Annotated in this window: 20 protein-coding genes; 12 read left to right on the top strand and 8 right to left on the bottom strand. The window is 69.6% G+C overall.

Going from position 1 to position 18,563, the window contains the following annotated elements:
• Positions 1-23 precede the first annotated feature (23 nt).
• The 4 genes from rplR to rplO are packed head-to-tail and all read left to right on the top strand — an operon-like array spanning position 24 to position 1,762.
• On the top strand, positions 24-392 hold the full coding sequence (gene rplR / locus AC0KTM_RS20785) for a 50S ribosomal protein L18 (RefSeq protein ID WP_008260609.1): 369 nt from the start codon (positions 24-26) through the stop codon (positions 390-392).
• A gap of 37 nt (positions 393-429) precedes the next feature.
• Positions 430-1,110 (top strand): 30S ribosomal protein S5, encoded by a 681-nt coding sequence (rpsE, locus tag AC0KTM_RS20780; protein WP_225328661.1) that lies wholly within the window; start codon positions 430-432, stop codon positions 1,108-1,110.
• A complete protein-coding gene (gene rpmD, locus AC0KTM_RS20775; protein WP_225328662.1) occupies positions 1,107-1,325 on the top strand; it encodes a 50S ribosomal protein L30 in 219 nt (72 codons plus the stop codon). Before rpsE ends, rpmD begins: the two co-directional genes overlap by 4 nt.
• The gene (rplO, locus tag AC0KTM_RS20770) at positions 1,322-1,762 is read left to right on the top strand and encodes a 50S ribosomal protein L15 (protein WP_225328663.1); all 441 of its coding nucleotides are present in this window, start codon (positions 1,322-1,324) and stop codon (positions 1,760-1,762) included. The genes rpmD and rplO overlap by 4 nt, the downstream gene beginning before the upstream one ends.
• An 11-nt stretch (positions 1,763-1,773) precedes the next feature.
• Here rplO and AC0KTM_RS20765 read toward each other — a convergent pair whose 3' ends face one another.
• Positions 1,774-2,712 (bottom strand): LLM class flavin-dependent oxidoreductase, encoded by a 939-nt coding sequence (locus AC0KTM_RS20765; RefSeq protein WP_472416571.1) that lies wholly within the window; start codon positions 2,710-2,712, stop codon positions 1,774-1,776.
• Between the two features lie 38 nt (positions 2,713-2,750).
• Between AC0KTM_RS20765 and sppA the strand changes: the two genes are divergently transcribed.
• Positions 2,751-4,550, top strand: coding sequence for a signal peptide peptidase SppA (gene sppA, locus AC0KTM_RS20760; protein WP_472416569.1), 1,800 nt, complete (start codon positions 2,751-2,753; stop codon positions 4,548-4,550).
• Between the two features lie 8 nt (positions 4,551-4,558).
• Here sppA and AC0KTM_RS20755 read toward each other — a convergent pair whose 3' ends face one another.
• From AC0KTM_RS20755 to AC0KTM_RS20745, 3 genes are read right to left on the bottom strand one after another with little or no spacing between them, the layout of a single operon-like run.
• Positions 4,559-5,473, bottom strand: coding sequence for a class I SAM-dependent methyltransferase (locus AC0KTM_RS20755; RefSeq protein ID WP_472416567.1), 915 nt, complete (start codon positions 5,471-5,473; stop codon positions 4,559-4,561).
• 10 nt (positions 5,474-5,483) lie between these two features.
• Positions 5,484-6,392: a class I SAM-dependent methyltransferase gene (locus AC0KTM_RS20750; protein ID WP_472416565.1), complete on the bottom strand. Its 909-nt coding sequence runs from the start codon at positions 6,390-6,392 to the stop codon at positions 5,484-5,486.
• Positions 6,385-7,329, bottom strand: coding sequence for a class I SAM-dependent methyltransferase (locus AC0KTM_RS20745; protein WP_225328668.1), 945 nt, complete (start codon positions 7,327-7,329; stop codon positions 6,385-6,387). The genes AC0KTM_RS20750 and AC0KTM_RS20745 overlap by 8 nt, the downstream gene beginning before the upstream one ends.
• Positions 7,330-7,426: 97 nt before the next feature.
• On the opposite strand from AC0KTM_RS20745, the gene AC0KTM_RS20740 reads away from it, so the two are divergent.
• Both AC0KTM_RS20740 and AC0KTM_RS20735 read left to right on the top strand, forming a co-directional pair.
• Positions 7,427-8,203 carry an SDR family NAD(P)-dependent oxidoreductase gene (locus AC0KTM_RS20740; protein ID WP_472416563.1) on the top strand — a complete coding sequence of 259 codons (777 nt, stop codon included), beginning with the start codon at positions 7,427-7,429 and terminating at the stop codon, positions 8,201-8,203.
• A complete protein-coding gene (locus tag AC0KTM_RS20735; RefSeq protein WP_472416561.1) occupies positions 8,200-9,432 on the top strand; it encodes a zinc-dependent alcohol dehydrogenase in 1,233 nt (410 codons plus the stop codon). The genes AC0KTM_RS20740 and AC0KTM_RS20735 overlap by 4 nt, the downstream gene beginning before the upstream one ends.
• Here the strand turns inward: AC0KTM_RS20735 and AC0KTM_RS20730 are convergent.
• A complete protein-coding gene (locus AC0KTM_RS20730; RefSeq protein ID WP_225328671.1) occupies positions 9,429-10,091 on the bottom strand; it encodes an L-fuculose-phosphate aldolase in 663 nt (220 codons plus the stop codon). The genes AC0KTM_RS20735 and AC0KTM_RS20730 overlap by 4 nt on opposite strands.
• On the bottom strand, positions 10,088-11,068 hold the full coding sequence (locus AC0KTM_RS20725; RefSeq protein WP_472416559.1) for an NAD(P)-dependent oxidoreductase: 981 nt from the start codon (positions 11,066-11,068) through the stop codon (positions 10,088-10,090). Before AC0KTM_RS20725 ends, AC0KTM_RS20730 begins: the two co-directional genes overlap by 4 nt.
• 30 nt (positions 11,069-11,098) lie before the next feature.
• Here AC0KTM_RS20725 and AC0KTM_RS20720 point away from each other — a divergent pair, with 30 nt between their 5' ends.
• Positions 11,099-12,469: a xylulokinase gene (locus AC0KTM_RS20720; protein ID WP_472416557.1), complete on the top strand. Its 1,371-nt coding sequence runs from the start codon at positions 11,099-11,101 to the stop codon at positions 12,467-12,469.
• 289 nt (positions 12,470-12,758) lie between these two features.
• On the opposite strand, the gene AC0KTM_RS20715 is transcribed toward AC0KTM_RS20720, so the two are convergent.
• Entirely contained in the window at positions 12,759-13,841 is a 1,083-nt protein-coding gene (locus AC0KTM_RS20715; protein WP_238956818.1) for an IS110 family RNA-guided transposase, read from the bottom strand.
• Between the two features lie 110 nt (positions 13,842-13,951).
• Between AC0KTM_RS20715 and AC0KTM_RS20710 the strand changes: the two genes are divergently transcribed.
• On the top strand, positions 13,952-14,626 hold the full coding sequence (locus AC0KTM_RS20710) for a GNAT family N-acetyltransferase (protein WP_225328675.1): 675 nt from the start codon (positions 13,952-13,954) through the stop codon (positions 14,624-14,626).
• A 14-nt stretch (positions 14,627-14,640) separates the two neighbouring features.
• Here AC0KTM_RS20710 and AC0KTM_RS20705 read toward each other — a convergent pair whose 3' ends face one another.
• Positions 14,641-15,564 (bottom strand): class I SAM-dependent methyltransferase, encoded by a 924-nt coding sequence (locus AC0KTM_RS20705; protein WP_472416555.1) that lies wholly within the window; start codon positions 15,562-15,564, stop codon positions 14,641-14,643.
• Positions 15,565-15,833: 269 nt separating this feature from the next.
• Between AC0KTM_RS20705 and secY the strand changes: the two genes are divergently transcribed.
• Genes secY through map form a run of 3 tightly spaced genes read left to right on the top strand, consistent with a single transcriptional unit; the run spans position 15,834 to position 18,507 of the window.
• Positions 15,834-17,159 (top strand): preprotein translocase subunit SecY, encoded by a 1,326-nt coding sequence (gene secY / locus AC0KTM_RS20700; protein ID WP_163712281.1) that lies wholly within the window; start codon positions 15,834-15,836, stop codon positions 17,157-17,159.
• Positions 17,156-17,701 (top strand): adenylate kinase, encoded by a 546-nt coding sequence (locus AC0KTM_RS20695; protein ID WP_225328677.1) that lies wholly within the window; start codon positions 17,156-17,158, stop codon positions 17,699-17,701. The genes secY and AC0KTM_RS20695 overlap by 4 nt, the downstream gene beginning before the upstream one ends.
• 2 nt (positions 17,702-17,703) lie before the next feature.
• The gene (gene map, locus AC0KTM_RS20690; protein ID WP_472416553.1) at positions 17,704-18,507 is read left to right on the top strand and encodes a type I methionyl aminopeptidase; all 804 of its coding nucleotides are present in this window, start codon (positions 17,704-17,706) and stop codon (positions 18,505-18,507) included.
• Positions 18,508-18,563: the final 56 nt, after the last annotated feature.

The following is an 18,563-nucleotide window of genomic DNA, read 5'->3' as shown; positions in this document are numbered from 1 at the left end:
CTGGCACCGCCGCGCGAAAGCCGGTGGGGCAGAGCGTATCCGCGACCCGGCGCGTCTCTCGGCTGCGCAGGCACGCCCGGCTGCGCAAGAAGATCGAGGGCACGCCGCAGCGTCCCCGGCTGGTGGTCAACAGGTCCGCGCGACACATTCACGTGCAACTGGTCAACGACGAGAACGGGACCACCGTGGCCGCCGCGTCGTCGATCGAGGACGACGTGCGCAGCCTGCAGGGGGACAAGAAAGCCCGCAGCGTGCGGGTGGGCCAGCTGATCGCCGAGCGCGCCAAGGCCGCCGGCATCGACAGTGTGGTCTTCGACCGTGGCGGATACACCTACGGCGGACGGATCGCGGCGCTGGCCGATGCCGCACGCGAGAACGGATTGCAATTCTGATGACTGAGAACGTGTACACGACTGGAAGGACCGCATAATGGCGGAGCAGCCGGCCGGCGGACAAGGCGCCGGCGACAGCCGTGACTCGCGCGGTGACCGCGACAGCCGCGGTCGGCGCGGCGAGGGCGGTCGTGGCCGCGACCGCGACGGCGACAAGAGCAACTACCTGGAGCGGGTCGTCGCGATCAACCGCGTCTCCAAGGTGGTCAAGGGCGGCCGGCGATTCAGCTTCACCGCGCTGGTGATCGTCGGTGACGGCAACGGCATGGTCGGGGTCGGCTACGGCAAGGCCAAGGAAGTCCCCGCCGCCATCGCCAAGGGCGTCGAGGAGGCCCGTAAGGGCTTCTTCCGGGTGCCGCTGATCCGCGGGACCATCACGCACCCGGTGCAGGGTGAGGCGGCCGCCGGAGTGGTGCTGCTGCGCCCGGCCAGCCCGGGTACCGGTGTGATCGCCGGCGGCGCGGCCCGCGCCGTGCTGGAATGCGCTGGCGTGCACGACATCCTGGCCAAGTCGCTGGGCAGCGACAACGCCATCAACGTGGTGCACGCGACCGTCGCCGCGCTCAAGCTGCTGCAGCGCCCCGAGGAGGTCGCGGCTCGTCGCGGCCTGCCCATCGAGGACGTTGCCCCGGCCGGCATGCTCAAGGCGCGACGGGAAAGCGAAGCGCTGGCCAGTGCCGCGGCACGTGAGGCGCAGATTTCGGGGACCCAACCATGAGCAGTCAACTGAAGATCACCCAGGTGCGCAGCACCATCGGGGCCCGCTGGAAGCAGCGTGAGTCCCTGCGCACCCTGGGCCTGCGACGGATCCGCCACTCGGTGATCCGCGAGGACAACCCACAGACCCGCGGCCTGATCGCGGTGGTCAGCCACCTCGTCGAGGTGGAGCCGGCCGAGGCGAAGGCCGCCGGCACCGGAGGTAGCAAGAAATGACGATCAAGCTGCACGATCTCAAGCCCGCGCGCGGGTCGAAGACGGCCCGCACCCGCGTCGGTCGCGGTGAAGGCTCCAAGGGCAAGACCGCCGGCCGCGGCACCAAGGGCACCAAGGCGCGCAAGAACGTGCCGGCCACCTTCGAGGGTGGACAGATGCCGATCCACATGCGGCTGCCCAAGCTCAAGGGGTTCCGCAACCGGTTCCGCACCGAGTACGAGATCGTCAACGTCGGCGACCTCAATCGGCTTTTCCCGCAGGGTGGTTCGATCGGCGTGGACGAGCTGGTGGCCAAGGGCGCCGTTCGCAAGAACTCTCTGGTCAAGGTGCTCGGCGACGGCAAGCTGACCGTCAAGGTCGAGGTGACCGCGCACAAGTTCAGCGGCAGCGCACGCGAGAAGATCACCGCCGCCGGCGGTTCCGCCACCGAGCTGTAGGCCTCGCGCAACTACGTCAGCCGCGGAATCACTTCCGCGGCAAGGCGTTCCATCTGCTCGCGGTTCTCGCCGACCCCGGTGCCGACGGGATTCAGTAACAGCATCTGCGCCCCGGCGTCGATGACCTCACGCAGCCCGCGGGCCACGTCGTCGGGCGTGCCCGATACCGGCACGTCCTGCACGCCCGGCATCCGCCCGTAAATGCGGTCCAGCCCGGCGAGCACACGCTCCCGGGCCCTGCTGGCGTCGTCGTCAACCGTCAGGTAGACCCGCTTGGCGATGGTGAACCCGGCGGCGTCCTTACGCTGCGCGTCGAGCTCGCGCCGCACGACGCCAACGGCCCCGGCGAACGCCTCGGTGGTCGACGAGCCGGCGCCCAGAAACGAATCGCCGTGCCGCACGGCGCGGGCCAGCGCTTTGGGGGCCAGGCCCCCGAACCAGATCGGCGGGTGCGGCCGCTGCACCGGCTTGGGCGCAATGGGCAGGTCGTCGACCTCGCGGAACCGGCCGTGGAACGTCACCCGGGGCTCGTCGGACCAGGCGGCCTTCATCAGCTCCAGCCCCTCGGTGAAATACGAGATGAAGGTGTCCTTGTCCACGCCGAAGGCGGCGAATTTCCGCCGACCGCCACCGGGCGCGACACCCACGTCGAGGCGGCCGTGGCTGAGTCGGTCGACGGCCGTGATCGCCGAGGCCAACTGCAGCGGCTCGTGCAGCGACGTCACCAGCACGCCGACGCCCAGGCGCAGCCGCTCGGTGCAGGCGGCGCAATAGGCCAGCAGCTCGAGCGGGGCCAGCAGCGGCGCTGGTCCGATGATCTGTTCGAGCACCCAGCCGCCCTCGAAGCCGAGCTCCTCGGCGCGGGTGAGGAAGGACCGCAGGCCCGCCGCGTCGAAAGCCCCGCCGGAACCGTCGTAGTCGAACTGCGGAATGGCGATGGAAAACCTCACCGGACCACCGTACGGTGGCCGCTCGGTAGTCTGCAGGCATGTTCGCTTTCCTGCCCTCGATACCCGGCTTGTCAAAAGGGGCGGACGACCTCCGCGCGCTGGCCGACCGGGTCGACACCGCCCGTCATCACGGCGTCCCCAACGGCTGCGTGCTCGAATTGGATCTGCGCTCGGTGCCGCCGGAGACGACGGGCTTCGACCCGCTGGCGATGATCAGCGGGGGGAGCCGACAGGTATCGCTGCGCGACACGGTGTCCGCGATCTACCGGGCGGCCGAGGATCCGCGGGTCGCCGGGCTGATCGCCCGCGTCCAACTGACGGCATCGCCGTCGGCCGCGGTGCAGGAGCTGCGTGAGGCCATCGTCGCGTTCACCGCCGCCAAGCCGTCACTGGCCTGGGCCGAGACCTACCCGGGCACGCTCGGGTACTACCTGGCCTCGGCCTTCGGCGAGGTCTGGATGCAGCCCGCGGGAAGCGTCGCGCTGATCGGCTTCGCCAGCAACGCCACCTTTTTGCGCGACGCGTTCGACAAGGCCGGCATCGAAGCCGAAGTCGTCGCGCGCGGCGAATACAAGTCGGCGGCAAACCGTTTCACCGAGCACGGCTTCACCGAGGCCCACCGGGAGGCCGTCACCCGGATGCTCGAGAGCATCCGCGAACAGGTGTGGCAGGCGGTCGCGCAATCACGCAAGCTCGACCCGACGGTGCTCGACGCGTTGGCCGACCGCGCGCCGCTGTTGCGTGAGGAGGCCGTGTCCTCGGGGCTGATCGACCGGATCGGATTCCGTGACGAGGCCTACGCCCGAATCACGGAACTGGTTGGGCAGCAAGACCATTCAGGAGACGATCCCGACGAGGACGAGCCACCCCGGCTCTATCTGTCGCGCTACGCCGGTGCGGCCCGGCCGCGGTTGATCCCGCCGGTGCCGTCGGTACCGGGTCGCCGGCCCAAGCCGACGGTCGCCGTCATCAACGTCGACGGCACGATCGTCGACGGGCGTGGGGGACCCCAGTTCCTGCCGTTCGGCTCCTCCACCGTCGGCAGCGACACCATCGCGCCCGCGCTGCGGGAAGCCGCCGCCGACGATTCGGTGTCCGCGATCGTGGTGCGGGTCAACAGCCCCGGCGGCTCGGTCACCGCGTCGGAAACCCTGTGGCGCGAGGTGAAACGGGCCCGCAAGCGCGGCAAGCCGGTGGTGGCCTCGATGGGGGCGGTCGCCGCCTCGGGCGGCTACTACATCGCCGTGGCGGCCGACGTGATCGTCGCCAGCCCGGCGACGATCACCGGGTCGATCGGCGTGCTCACCGGCAAGCTGGTGATCCGTGATCTGCTGGGGCGGTTGGGCGTCGGCTCGGACACCGTGCGCACCAACGCCAATGCCGACGCCTGGGCGATCGACACACCGTTCACGCCGGAGCAGCGCGCCCACCGGGAGGCCGAGGCCGACCTGCTCTACGCCGACTTCGTGGAGCGCGTCGCCGACGGCCGCAACCTGACCAGAGATGCCGTCGACCGGGTGGCGCGGGGCCGGGTCTGGACCGGCGCCGACGCGCTGGAGCGGGGCCTGGTCGACGAATTGGGCGGGTTCCGAACAGCGCTGCGTCGCGCGAAAATCCTTGCCGGACTGGACGAGGACGCCGACGTGCGCATCGTCACCTACCCGGGCGGCTCGCTGCTGGACATGCTTCGCCCCCGGGCCTCCTCGCAACCGGCCGCCGCGTCGCTGCCCGACGCGCTGGGCGCGCTGCTGGGCCGCACCATCGGCGGCATCGTGGACAACGTCGATCGGTCCTTCAGCGGCGCCAACGCTTTGTGGGTGGGGCCCTGGCGGCTCTAGGGTTTCAGCTAGCCGGCGAGCTTGCCGCTGATGAAGACGATTTCACCGAGCGGGTCGTCGTTCTCCGGGGCGGGCACGTCGAAGCCGCCGCGCTGGAAGAGCTCGGTGCGGGTGACGCCCTCGGCCCGCCACCCGGTGCTCGACAGGTAGTCGACGACGTGGTTGCGTTCGCCGGCGTAGACCAGTGACGCCATGTCGATGTCGACGCCGTGGTCCCGCAACGAGCCGGACATCTCCCGCACCTTCTCGGCGTCGAAATCCACGATGCCGGGCACGAATTCGGTGGCAATGGTGCTGCCGGGCGCGCTGAGCGCGGTGATGTTGTCGAACAGCCGGTCCTGGGCGTCCGGCGGCAGGTAGATCAGCAGGCCCTCGGCCAACCACGCCGTCGGTGCCGCCGTATCGAAGCCGGCGTCCTTCAGCGCGGTGGGCCAGTCCGCCCGCAGGTCGATGCCGACGGTGCGCCGATCGGCGGCCGGTTCGGCGCCGATGCTGGCCAGCGTCGTCGTCTTGAACTCGATCACCTGCGGCTGGTCGATCTCGTAGACCACCGTGCCGTCCGGCCACGGCAACCGGTAGGCGCGCGCGTCCAGGCCGGAAGCCAGGATCACCACCTGACGCACCCCGGTGCCGACGGCGTCCATGAAGTAGTCGTCGAAGTACTTGGTGCGCACCGTCATTCCGTCGATCATCGCCTGAATCCGCACCGTCGAAGCGTTCTCGATCGCATCGATGTCGAGCACGCCGTCCATCATCTTGGTGAAGAAATCCACGCCGACCGCGCGCACCAGTGGTTCGGCGAACGGATCGTTGATCAAACCCCGCGGATCCTTCGTCGCCATCGCGCGCCCGGCCGCGACCATGGTCGCGGTGGCGCCGACGCTGGACGCCAGATCCCAGTTGTCGTCGTGAGTGCGTGGCATGCAAAGAACCTTACTTGAGCGTCGCGGCGACGTAGCTCAGGTCGCCGAAGGTGGCCGCCATCTCGTCTTCGGGATACTCAAACCCGTTGCGGGCGTACAGCTCCCGGGCGGGATGCACGCTCACCTGCCAGCCGTGGCCGTTCAGGTAGTCGACGACGACGTTGCGCTCGCCCCGGTAGAACAGGTCGGCCGCGTTCAGGTTGAAGCCGAAGCGCTGCCACCGCTCGGAGATGCGGCGCAGGCGCTCGTCGGAGAACGCGTTGGGGTCGGGCACGTGTTCGGTCGCCGCCCGGCTGCCCGGCGCGGACAGCGCGGTGATGTTGTCGAACAGCCGGTCCTGGGCTTCGGGCGGCAGGTAGGGCAGCAGCCCCTCGGCGCTCCACGCGGTCGGTTGGGTGACGTCAAAACCGCCCTCGCGCAAGGCCGCCGGCCAGTCGTCGCGCAGGTCGATGCTGATCGTGCGGCGCTGCGCGGTGGGGGCGGCGCCGAGGCCGGCCAGCGTGTCGGTCTTGAAGGCGATGACGTCGGGCTGGTCGATCTCGTAGACCACCGTGCCCGCCGGCCACCGCAGGCGGTAGGCCCTGGTGTCCAGGCCGGAAGCCAGGATCACCGCCTGCCTGATGCCCGCGTTCGTCGCGTCCAGGAAGAAGTCGTCGAAAAACCTGGTGCGCACCGTGATCTGCTCGGCCCGGGCCCTGCGGTTGAACAGCGGATCGTCCTCGAAGTCGATCTCGCCGTCGATGATCCGGATGAAGGGATCCAGCCCGACGGCGCGGACCAACGGCTCGGCCAGCGGATCGTCGAGCAGCGCATCGGGTCCCTTCGACGCCACCGCGCGGGAGGCGGCGACCATGGTTGCCGTCGCCCCCACGCTGTGTGCCGGTCCCCAGCTGTCGCCCTCGGCGCGCCCCTCACTCATAGGTGCCGCTCGTGTAGAGCATCTCGCCCATCCGCATGTCGTCGTCGCTGAGCGGGTCAAGCCCGTTGGCGGCGAACAGATCCCGGATGCTGGCGCTGTTCAGGCGCCACCCGTGAGCGGCCAGGTAGGGAGCCGCCTCGTTGCGCTCGCCGAAGTAGACCAGTCCCGCCATGTCGAGGTCGAAGCCGTGCGCACGCCAGCGTTCGGAGATCGCCTGCATGCGCTCCTTGAGCTTCTCGTCGTCGCCGGGCTGCGGGTTGGGCGCGCTCTCGGTGGCCAGCCGGCTGCCCGGCGCGGACAGCTCGGTGATGGTGTCCAACAGGCGATCCTGGGCGTCCGGCGGCAGGTAGCCGAGCAGGCCCTCGGCGCTCCACGCCGTCGGCTGGGCCGGGTCGAATCCGGCATCTTTCAGCGCCGCGGGCCAGTCGTCGCGCAGGTCGATGGCCACCACGCGCCGCTCGGCGGTGGGGGCGGCGCCCAGCTCGGCCAGCGAGCGGGTCTTGAATTCGATGACCTGCGGCTGGTCCACCTCGTAGACCACCGTCCCGGCCGGCCAGGCGAGGCGGTAGGCGCGCGCGTCCAGCCCGGAGGCCAAAATCACCGCCTGCTTGATCCCGCCGTTCGTGGCGTCCAGAAAGAACTCGTCGAAGAACTTGGTGCGCACGGCCATGTTGTCGGCCATCCGCGACATCGCCCCGGCCGATCCCACAGTGCCGTCGTGGACGTCGTTCAGCTCGGCCGGGTCGAGCTCGCCGCTCGCCAGCCGGGAGAGCAGGTCGACCCCGACCAACTTGACCAGCGGCTCGGCGAACGGGTCGTTGATCAGCGGGCGCTCGGCGCGGGTCGCCATCGCGCGGGCCGCCGCGACCATGGTGGCGGTCACGCCGACGCTGGAGGCGAGGTCCCAGGTGTCGCCCTCGTACCTGGTGGAAGTCATGGTTGTGCCCCTATCGGAGGTAGTCAATCTAATACTTAGCCGATATAACAAGCTTCCCCCACTGTACGCTTCCCGGGATTCGCGGCAACCTTTACTGATGGCGTACGAGCCGGCGGGCAAGCGGGTGTTGATCACGGGCGCCTCGTCGGGATTGGGCGCGGCCCTGGCCCGGCGGCTGGCCGGCGGGGGCGCGGTGGTCGGGCTGATCGCGCGCCGCCGGGATCGGCTGGCCGAGGTCCTGGCCGACTGCCGCCGCGCCGCCCCGGGGTCGGCGATGTGGGTGGCCGACCTGGCTGAGGCCTCCGCGCTGCGCGACCTGGCGGCGGCCGCCTGGGCCGAGCTCGGCGGCATCGACGTGCTGATCAACAACGCGGCCACCCCGAAGCGGCGGCCGGTCACCGCGCTCGATCCCGACGAGGTCGAAGACGTCATGCGGGTCAACTTCTTCGCCCCGGTGCGCCTGACGCTGGCCCTGTTGCCGCGGATGCGCGAGCGCGGCACGGGCATGATCGTCAACGTGTCCAGCGTGGGCGGCCGGCTCGGAATAATCCACGAAAGCGCCTACTGCGCAAGCAAATTCGCGCTATGTGGGTGGAGCGAGGCGATGGCCGTGGACCTGCACGGTTCCGCGATCTCGGTGAAGCTGATCGAGCCGGGCCCGGTGGACACCGAGATCTGGGATCACCCGGGCAGCGAGGAACCCCTCTACCGGGGGCCCAAGGTCGCCGCCGAGGAGGTGGCCGACGGGATCATCGCGGCCCTGGGCGACGAGAAGTTCGAGCACTACCTTCCCGACCTGAAGGCGGTCGTCGACGCCAAGAACGCCGACCTCGACGCGTTCATCGCCGGAGCGGCCGGGATGGCTGCGCCATGAGGGCACTGGTCTACGGCGTGCCGCCGGAGCCCTTCGAGGTCCCCGAGCGCGCCAACGCGCTGACCCAGAATCTCGCCCGCACTCCGACCGCGCTGCGCGAGGTGCCGGATCCGCGTCTGCCGCACGGGGATTGGGTGCTCACCCGGCCGCGGCTGACCGGCATCTGCGGGTCGGATTCCAAGCAGATCCTGATGGACTTCGGCGAAGGTGACGCCGACAACGCCATGTCCGCGTTCTGTTCGTTCCCGCAAGTCATGGGCCACGAGGTGGTCGCCGACGTCGTGGCGCTGGGCCCGAGGGCGCGCGGCCTGCAGGTGGGGCAGCGGGTGGTTCTCAACCCGTGGCTGTCCTGCGGGCCGCGCGGCATCGCGCCGCCCTGCCCGGCGTGCGAGGCCGGCGACTACAGCCTGTGCTGGAGCTTCACCGACGGCGACATCAAGCCCGGCATCCACACCGGCGTCTCGGCCGACGTGACGGGCGGCTACGCCGAATTGATGCCCGCCCACGACGGCATGCTGTTCGCCGTGCCGGACTCGATTCCCGACGAGATGGCGGTGTTCGCCGACCCGTTCTCGGTGTCCCTGCACGCGATCACCCGCCACCCGCCGCCCGACACGGGCTCGGTGCTGGTGTACGGGGCCGGTTCGCTGGGGTTGTGCGCGGTGGCGATCCTGCGGGCGCTGTATCCCGGTGTGGCCGTTGCCGTGGTGGCCCGCTTCGGCGCCCAGGCCGAGTTGGCGCGCCGGTTCGGCGCCGCCAAAGTCCTTGCGCACGAGCCGCGTTCGGACCTCATCGAAGAGCTCGTGGCGTGGGGCGGCGGTCGGTTGCGCCGGCCGCTGCTGGGTCTGCCGATGGCCCACCCCGGCGCGGTCGATGTCGTCTACGACACGGTCGGCAAGCCCGAGACCTTCGAGGTGGGCGTCCGGGTCCTGCGCTCGCGAGGGACCCTGGTGAAGGCCGGCGTCCACGCGCCCGGCCGCTGGGAGGACAGCCCGCTCTACTTCAAAGAGATCTCCCTGGTGGGCTCGAACGCCTTCGGCGTCGAGGAGGTCGACGGGCAGCGCAAGCACGCCATCGCCCACTACCTCGACCTGGCCGGCGCCGGACGCATCGACCTGCGCCCGATGCTCACCCACACCTTCGCGTTAGAGCGTTGGCGCGACGCGTTTTTGGCGATCGCCGATCAGGGCGAGAGCGGCGCGGTGAAGGTCGGGATCGATCAGCGCTAGGCGTTGGCGCGCAGATAGCCGTAGACCGCGGCGAAGTTGCGGTTGACGTCCTCGGGGATCGGCACCGGACCGCCGAGAGCGCGTGCGCCCCAAACGATTTGGGCGGTACGCTCCACCAGCGCGGTGACGTGCAGGACCTTGTCCGGCCGGGGTCCGACGGCCACCAGCCCGTGGTTGGCGATCAGCGCGGCGGCGCGGCCCTCGAGTGCGGAGACCGCGTTGGTCCCGACGTCGGGGGTCCCGGACGCGGCGTATTCGGTGCACCGGACGTCCCCGCCGCAGTACACCGCGAACTCGTCGATGCAGGCCGGGATCGGCTCGTGGGCGATGGCGAACATGGTGGCCCACACCGGATGACTGTGAATGACGCTGCCGATGTCGTCGAAGGCCCGGTAGCAGGCCAGGTGCAGCTGCATCTCCGAGGACGGCGACCGGCCCTCGGCCGCCTGCAGCACGGAGCCGCCGGGGTCGACCAGCACGAGGTCGTCAAGCTGCATGTCGCGGTAGTCCACCGACGACGGGGTGATGACGATGTTGCCGTCGGCGCGGCGCGCCGAGATGTTGCCTGCGGTGCCCTCCACCAGGCCCCGGCGCAGCATGTCCTTGGCCGCGTCCAGCACCGCGGTCTCCGCATTGTCGACGCATTTCACGGACGTCATCGCCTCAGCACCTCCGGGTTGACGATATGGGCGGGCGCGTCGCCGCTCAACAGCGCTTCGAGGTCGTCGGCCACCATCTGCGCCTGCCGGGCCTCGGTGTTCCAGGTGGCGCCGCCGATGTGCGGTGTCAGCACGACGTTTGCCATCCCCACCAGTGGATGGTCGGCCGGCAGCCATTCGCCGACGAAGTGATCCAGGCCCGCGGCGGCCACCTTGCCCGCGACCAGGGCGTCGACGAGCGCGTCGGTGTCGTGCAGCTGGGCGCGCGCGGTGTTGAGGAAGACCACGCCGTCGCGCATGGCCGCGAACTGGGCGGCGCCGATCATGCCGGCGGTGTCGTCGGTGACCGGCGCGTGCAGGGACACGATGTCGGCCTCGCCCAGCAGCTCGTCGAGGCCGTGGCGCGCGTCGGGGTTGTACGGGTCGTGCGCGATGACCCGTAGGCCCAGCCCGGACAGCCGCCACTGCGTGGCGCGGCCGACGGCCCCCAGGCCCACCAGCCCCGCGGTGAGTCCCGCGATCTCGCCGCCGCGGAAACGCTGATAGGGGATGCTGCCGTCGCGAAAGATGTTGCCGCTGCGCACATCCGCGTCCGCCGGCAGCACGTGGCGGGTGGCGGCCAGCAGCAGGGCCACCGTCATCTCGGCGACGGCGTCGGCGTTGCGGGCCGGGGTGTTCAGCACCGGGATACCGGCAGCGGTGGCCCCGGCGACGTCGACGTTGTTGGGGTCGCCGCGGGTGGAGGCGATCGCGCGCAACCCCTGGGCGAACACCGGGCCGCGCACCGAATCGCTTTCCACCACCACGATTTCGGCGCCCTCGCTCGCGATCCGTTCGGCCAGCTGCTCGGCGCTGTAGATGCGCAGCGGGGTCTGTTCGATCCAGGGGTCATAGATCACGTCGGCCAGCTCCCGGAGCTTGGCGAAGCCCGGCCCCCGCAGCGGCGCCGTGACCAAGGCGCGCGGTTTAGACGTCACGAGTGCCAATGCTGGCGTACGGTGACGCGCGTGTCACGCAAAGACGTCACAATCGGCATCGACGTCGGCAGCACCGCGGTCAAGGCGATAGCCGCCGACGCCGACGGCAACGTGACGGCGCGGGTGCGCATTCCCCACGAGCTGCGGGTCCCGGCGGCCGACCGGCTCGAGCACGACGCCGACGAGGCGTGGCGGCGGGGGCCGTCGGCGGCCCTGAACGAACTGGCCCACCGGACCGATGCCGCGGCGGTGGCCGTCTCGGCGATGGTGCCGTCGATGACCGCCGTCGACGCCGCGGGCACGCCGATCACGCCGGGGCTGCTGTACGGCGACGGCCGGGGCCGTACCCCCGGCGGCCCGGGCCCACAAGCACAGCCGCTGCCCGCGCTGGGCGAGGCCGCCGAGTTCTTGCGCTGGACCGCCGCCCAGGCGCCCGAGGCCGCCGGCTACTGGCCCGCGCCGGCGGTGGCCAACCACGCGCTGGCGGGCCAGGCCGTGATCGACATCGCCACCGCCGCCACGGCGTTCCCCTTGTTCGACGGGACCGGCTGGGACCCCGCCGCGTGCGCCGAGCGGGGCGCGCGCGCCGAGCAGCTGCCGCGGGTGGAAAGCATGGGAGCCGTCGTCGGGCAGGTGCGCGGCACCGGCGCCGCGCTGGCCACCGGCGCCATCGACGCGCTGTGCGAACAGATCGTGGCCGGCGCCGACCGCGACGGCGACGTGCTGGTGATGTGCGGCACCACGCTGATCGTGTGGACGACCATTTCCGAGGCCCGGCAGATGCCCGGCCTGTGGACCATTCCCCACACCACGCCCGGCAAAAGTCAGATCGGCGGGGCGAGCAACGCCGGCGGGCTGTTCCTCGGCTGGGTGGATCGCGTTGTGGCACAAGCGGACCCGACGGCCGTCGAACCCGGCCGCATCCCGGTGTGGGCGCCCTACCTGCGGGGTGAGCGCAGCCCGTTCCACGACCCGGACCGCCGCGGCGTGCTCGAGGCGCTGGACCTGACCCACGACGCCGCCGCGGTGCGGCGGGCCGCCTACGAGGCGTCGGGCTTCGTGGTGCGCCAGCTGATCGAACTGTCCGCCGCGCCGGTGTCGCGCCTCGTCGCGACCGGCGGTGGCACCCGGGTCGGGCCGTGGCTGCAGGCCATCGCCGACGCCACCCGGCGCCCCGTCGAGGTGTCCGCGGTGGCGGAGGGGGCCGCGCTGGGGGCGGCCTTCCTGGCGCGCATGGCGGCCGGCCTGGAGACGACGATCGCCGATGCGGCCCGGTGGGTGCGCACCGAGCGCATCGTCGAGCCCGACCCCGCCTGGGCGGCCGCCGTCGAGGACCGCTACCAGCGGTTCCTGCAGCTGGCAGACCGCCGGTGTAGCGCGGTGGCACCACCGCCGTTCTGATATGGGGTGCTGCTTTGTCAAGTGGCAGGGTGAAGCGGCGGCCACGACCGTCGTCGCGGCCGCCGCTTCGTTGGCCCGATAGAGTTTGACGCGGCGTCGTGTCGACGCTGGGTCAGTCTGATATGCGCGGGTTGGTTACCGCAGGACGGGACTTTCGGCATGAGCGGTTCGCTGGTCTAGGGTCGAGGGTAGATGCGTTGTGCTGCAATGTATCTCCTCATAGAACTGACGCGTGTCGCTCAGTCAAACGCTTTGCCTGCGTCGTCTCTGTCGGGACAATTGTGGTTACTTAGCCGTCGAGAACGGCCACCGACCAGCACCAGCCGGCCAGTTCACGAGCGATCGCGGCGTTGGCGATCACTGGCCGTTTGTGACGCTGATCGAAGCGGACCCAGCGGGTATGCAGGCGTCGATTGGCGGCCTGACTGCGCGCCCGCAGGGCAGGTGTGGCCGTCGCCCAGCGGCGTCGCAGACGTTGGCTGGGCCGATAGGGCTTGCGGTGGTGCCAAGCCGACTCGATCAGCAATCGACGGACATGACCATTGCCGGTCTTGGTCAGCCCGCCCTGAGCGCGTGTATCGCCAGAGGAATACTCCGTAGGGACCAGGCCGACGTAGGCGCCGATCGTACGGCCTGTGAAGCGGGTCCAGTCACCAATCTCGACGGCCAAACCGAATGCAGTCAGTGTGGAGATTCCTCGCAGGCACTGCAGGCGGCCGGCGACGCCGGTGAACTCCGAGTCGGCGGCCATCTCGGCGATCGCGTGATCGAGCCTGTCGCGGCGATCAACGGTGGCCAGCATCGCATCGAATGCGGCGTCAAACGCCGCCTGCTGGCCGACATTGCCGAACTGCTGTTGACGTAACCATTGTTCGTGTTTACTCGTCCAGGCTTCACCGCCGTGGTAGACAATCCCTTGCCGCAGAAGCAGTTTCGATATCCGGTGGCGCGCGCTCATCAGATCGCCGCGGCAATCCTCGCGAGCACGGACCAGATCTCGGGCAGACTCTTGGGCCGGCGAGGGAATCGCCACGGACACCACTTCGCCCAGATGAAGGAGCCGGGCCAAGTGCCGCGCATCACGCGCATCGGTCTTGACCCGATCGCCAGCGGGCCGGATCAGCTTCGAGGGCGCCAACACCTGGCAGTCGATCCCGGCCGCGAGCAAAGCCCGCGCCAACCCAAATCCCGTCGGTCCCGCCTCATACACCGCATTGACCGGCCCCGGCAACGACCGAGCCCACTCGAGGATCTCCCCGTGGTGCGGAGTCATCCGGCGCTCGATCACCTCGCCGGTCTCACCATCCAACGCACACCCGAACACCGATCGTGCGTGCACATCCAAGCCAACACTCGTACGCTGACGTATCACTGGGGCCTCCCAAATCTGTGGCTCTACCGGCCAGGACCCACTTCCTGACGGCAACCCACGATCACATTTGAGCGAGGCCCCAGCCCACCCATACCGTCTAGGCTGGTGCAATGACCGACCACGACCGCAAAGCCACCCGCCGAGAAATCGCCGACGCCCTGTCGAAAGCCGTGGAGCGGCGGCACGAAATCGCCGACGCCATCGTGGAATCAGAGAACAGGGCGGCCGCGGTCGAGGCGATCGTCCGGTTGCTCGACACGTCCCACCTGGCCGCCGAGGCGGTGATGGGCATGTCGTTCGATCAGCTCACCATCGACTCGCGGCGCAAGATCCTCGCCGAACTCGAAGACCTGAACAAGCAGCTGAGCTTCACCCTGGGCGAGCGCCCGGCGAGCTCGGGGGAGACCCTGGAGCTGCGGCCCTTCTCCGCCGCGACCGACCGCGACATCTTCGCCGTGCGCACCGAGGAGATCGGCGCGGCCGGCGACGGCTCCGGTGGGCCGGCGGGCAACGTGGACGACGAGATCCGCGCGGCCTTAGGACGCGTCGACGACGAGGAGGCCGCGTGGTTCGTGGCCGTCGACTCGGGCCAGAAGGTCGGCATGGTGTTCGGCGAGCTGGTCCGCGGCGAGGTCAACGTGCGGATCTGGATTCACCCCGATTACCGCAAGCGGGGCTACGGCACCGCCGCGCTGCGCAAGTCGCGGTCGGAGATGGCGTGGTGTTTTCCCGCGGTCCCGATGGTCGTGCGCGCGCCCGCGGCCAAACCCCCCGCCGAGCGCTAGGCGCGGGATCGCGGTTACGAGCCCAATGTCGCGGTGACCGAAACGATGTTGGGGTGCTGCGCCGTCTCATCGTCGTCGGGAAATTTCAGGCCGTAGTCGCCGAACAGGTCCCGGCGCGGCCGGGTGGTCACCTGCCACCCGCGGCCGGTGAGATAGTCGACGACGTTGCTGCGCTCGCCGTCGAAGAACAGCCCCGAAAGGTCGATGTCGCAGCCGACTCTGGCCCACCTGTCGTTGAACTCCCGCGCGCGTTGCGACATCGCCGTCCCGTTGTCGGGGTGATATTCGGTGGCCAGCTTGCTCCCGGGCGCGCTGAGCGCCGTGATGTTGTCGAAGAGCCGGTCCTGCGCGTCGGGCGGCAGGTACATCAGCAGGCCCTCGGCGCTCCACGCCGTCGGTCGGGTCGCGTCAAAACCGCTGCCGCGCAACGCCGCCGGCCAGTCCTCGCGCAGGTCGACGCTGACGGTCCGCCGGCCGGCGGACGGGGAGGCGCCCAGGCTGGCCAGGGTCGCGCTCTTGAACTCGACGACCTTGGGCTGATCGACCTCGTACACCACGCTGCCGGGCGGCCAGCCCAGCCGGTAGGCGCGAGCGTCGAGGCCGGCGGCCAGGATCACCGACTGGCGGATCCCGTCGCGGGCGGCATTGAGGAAGAAGTCGTCGAAGAAGCGGGTGCGCACCGCCATCGAATCGGTCTCCAGCGCCAGGTCCTTCGCGCCGCCTCCGGACGCCTCGTCGGCCTCGGACTCGGTGACCTCACCGTCGACCAGGCGGCGGAAGAAATCCAGGCCGACCGCCCGCACCAACGGCGCGGCAAACGGGTCGTTGATGATCGGATTGGTCCCCCCGCTGGCCAGCGCGCGGGCCGCGGCGACCATCGTGGCCGTGGCGCCGACGCTCGAGGCCAAGTCCCAGCTGTCTTGGTCAGTGCGTGTCATACTGCTCCCGAGTTACTTAGCAAGTGCAACGAGCCAGACGCACTCTACGCCCATCGCCTGACGGGTTGCTGTGCTTTTTCCTGCGCCCCGCGGCCGTCGCAACCGATGCCCGGTCGGAGCATTTCCAGCGGCCGCGGGAAAGGCCCTGACCGGACCTGACCGGACCAGCTGTTAGTCTCGTACACGGTTCGACGCGCGACGCCGTACGTCCTGGCCTGCGGGAGTTGGGCGCGTGATGCAGGAAACCCCCGGCTGCGCAGGAGGAAGAGTTGCTTTCCGCTTTCATCTCATCGCTGCGGACAGTCGACCTGAGACGGAAGATCCTCTTCACGCTTGGCATCGTCGTCTTGTACCGGGTCGGCGCCGCGCTGCCGTCCCCGGGCGTCAACTATCCGAACGTCCAGCAGTGCATCAAAGAGGCCAGCGGCGGCGCGGCCGGACAGATCTACTCGCTGATCAACCTGTTCTCCGGCGGCGCGCTGCTCAAACTCACCGTGTTCGCGGTGGGGGTGATGCCGTACATCACCGCCAGCATCATCGTGCAGTTGCTCACGGTGGTCATCCCGCGGTTCGAGGAGCTGCGCAAGGAAGGCCAGTCCGGCCAGGCCAAGATGACGCAGTACACCCGCTACCTGGCGATCGCGCTGGCCGTCCTGCAGGCCACCAGCATCGTGGCGCTGGCCGCCAACGGGGGGCTGCTGCAGGGCTGCTCCCTGGACATCATCGCCGACCAGAGCATCTTGACGCTGGTCGTCATCGTGTTGGTGATGACCGGCGGCGCGGCGCTGGTGATGTGGATGGGTGAGCTGATCACCGAGCGCGGCATCGGTAACGGCATGTCGCTGCTGATCTTCGTCGGCATCGCGGCCCGCATCCCGGCCGAGGGCAAAACCATCCTGGACAGCCGCGGCGGGATGATCTTCACCGCTGTGCTCGTCGCCGCGCTGATCATCATCGTCGGCGTGGTGTTCGTCGAGCAGGGCCAGCGCCGCATCCCGGTGCAGTACGCCAAGCGCATGGTCGGCCGGCGGATGTACGGCGGCACCTCGACGTATCTGCCGCTCAAGGTCAACCAGGCCGGTGTTATCCCGGTGATCTTCGCGTCCTCGCTCATCTATATCCCGCACCTGATCACCCAGCTGATCCGCAGCGGTAGCGGCGGTGTCGGCAACAGCTGGTGGGACAAGTTCGTCGGCAGCTATCTGTCCGACCCCAGCGACCCGGTCTACATCGGCATCTATTTCGGGCTGATCATCTTCTTCACGTACTTCTACGTGTCGATCACCTTCAATCCCGACGAGCGCGCCGACGAGATGAAGAAGTTCGGCGGGTTCATCCCCGGCATCCGGCCGGGCAAGCCGACCGCCGATTACCTGCGGTTCGTGCTGAGCCGGATCACCCTGCCGGGCTCGATCTACCTCGGCGCGATCTCGGTGCTACCCAACCTGTTCTTGCAGATCGGCAATGGCGGGGCGGTTCAGAATCTGCCGTTCGGCGGCACCGCGGTTTTGATCATGATTGGCGTGGGCTTGGATACGGTCAAGCAGATCGAGAGCCAGCTCATGCAGCGCAACTATGAAGGGTTCCTCAAGTGAGAGTGGTTTTGCTGGGGCCGCCGGGAGCGGGCAAGGGAACGCAGGCGCAGAAGCTCTCCGAGAAGCTGGGGATCCCGCAGATCTCCACCGGTGAGCTGTTCCGCAGCAACATCGAAAACGGCACCAAACTCGGCCTGGAGGCCAAGCGCTACCTGGACGCCGGTGACCTGGTGCCCTCGGAGCTGACCAACCAGCTCGTCGAGGACCGGTTGAGCGATCCGGACGCGGCCAACGGCTTCATCCTGGACGGGTTTCCGCGGTCGCTGCAGCAGGCCAAGGCGCTGCACGAGATGCTCGAACGCCGCGGCACCGACATCGACGCGGTGCTGGAGTTTCGGGTCTCCCAGGACGAGCTGCTGGCGCGACTCAAGTCGCGTGGCCGCGCCGACGACACCGACGACGTCATCCTGAACCGGATGAAGGTCTACCGGGACGAGACCGCGCCGCTGCTGGACTACTACCGCGACGAGCTCAAGACCGTCGACGCCATCGGCACCATGGACGAAGTGTTCGCCCGCGCGCTGCAGGCGCTGGGCAAGTAACAATGACCCCGCTGGCGCGGCTGCGGAGTCGCAAGGTGGTGCCGCAGCGCAGCGCCGGCGAACTCGACGCGATGGCCGCGGCGGGGGCGGTCGTGGCGGCCGCGCTGCAGGCCGTCCGGGCCGCCGCGGTTTCGGGAGTGTCGACACTGAGCCTGGACGAGATCGCCGAATCGGTGATCCGGGACGCCGGAGCGGTGCCGTCGTTCCTGGGCTATCACGGCTATCCCGCGTCGATCTGCGCGTCGGTCAACGAGCGGGTGGTCCACGGAATCCCCTCGGCCGCAGAGGTTTTGGCGCCCGGTGACCTGGTATCGATCGACTGCGGCGCCGTGCTGGACGGCTGGCACGGCGACGCCGCGATCACCTTCGGGATCGGGATCCTGGATGCGGCCGACGAAGCGCTGTCGCAGGCCACCAAGGAATCGCTGGAGGCCGGGATCGCGGCGATGGTGCCCGGCAACCGGTTGACCGACGTCTCGCACGCCATCGAGATGGGCACGCACGCGGCCGAGGCCCGCCACTCGCGGGCCTTCGGGATCGTCGAGGGCTACGGCGGCCACGGCATCGGCCGGCAGATGCACATGGACCCGTTCCTGCCCAACGAGGGTTCACCCGGGCGCGGGCCGCTGCTGGCCCCCGGGTCGGTGCTGGCCATCGAACCGATGCTGACCCTCGGAACCGGCAAGACTGCGGTGCTCGACGACCAGTGGACGGTCGTCACCACCGACGGCTCGCGCGCGGCCCACTGGGAGCACACCGTCGCGGTCACCGAGTCCGGGCCGCGCGTCCTGACGCTGGGAGCCTGAACGAGCCGCGATCGCAAGCGCGGCGAAGCCGGGCGCGGCGGGTCGCGGCCGTTGAA

The sequence above is a fragment of the Mycobacterium sp. NTMscope_Eco_3 genome (assembly GCF_976985685.1).
This window is presented reverse-complemented; position numbering and strand designations above follow the sequence as displayed.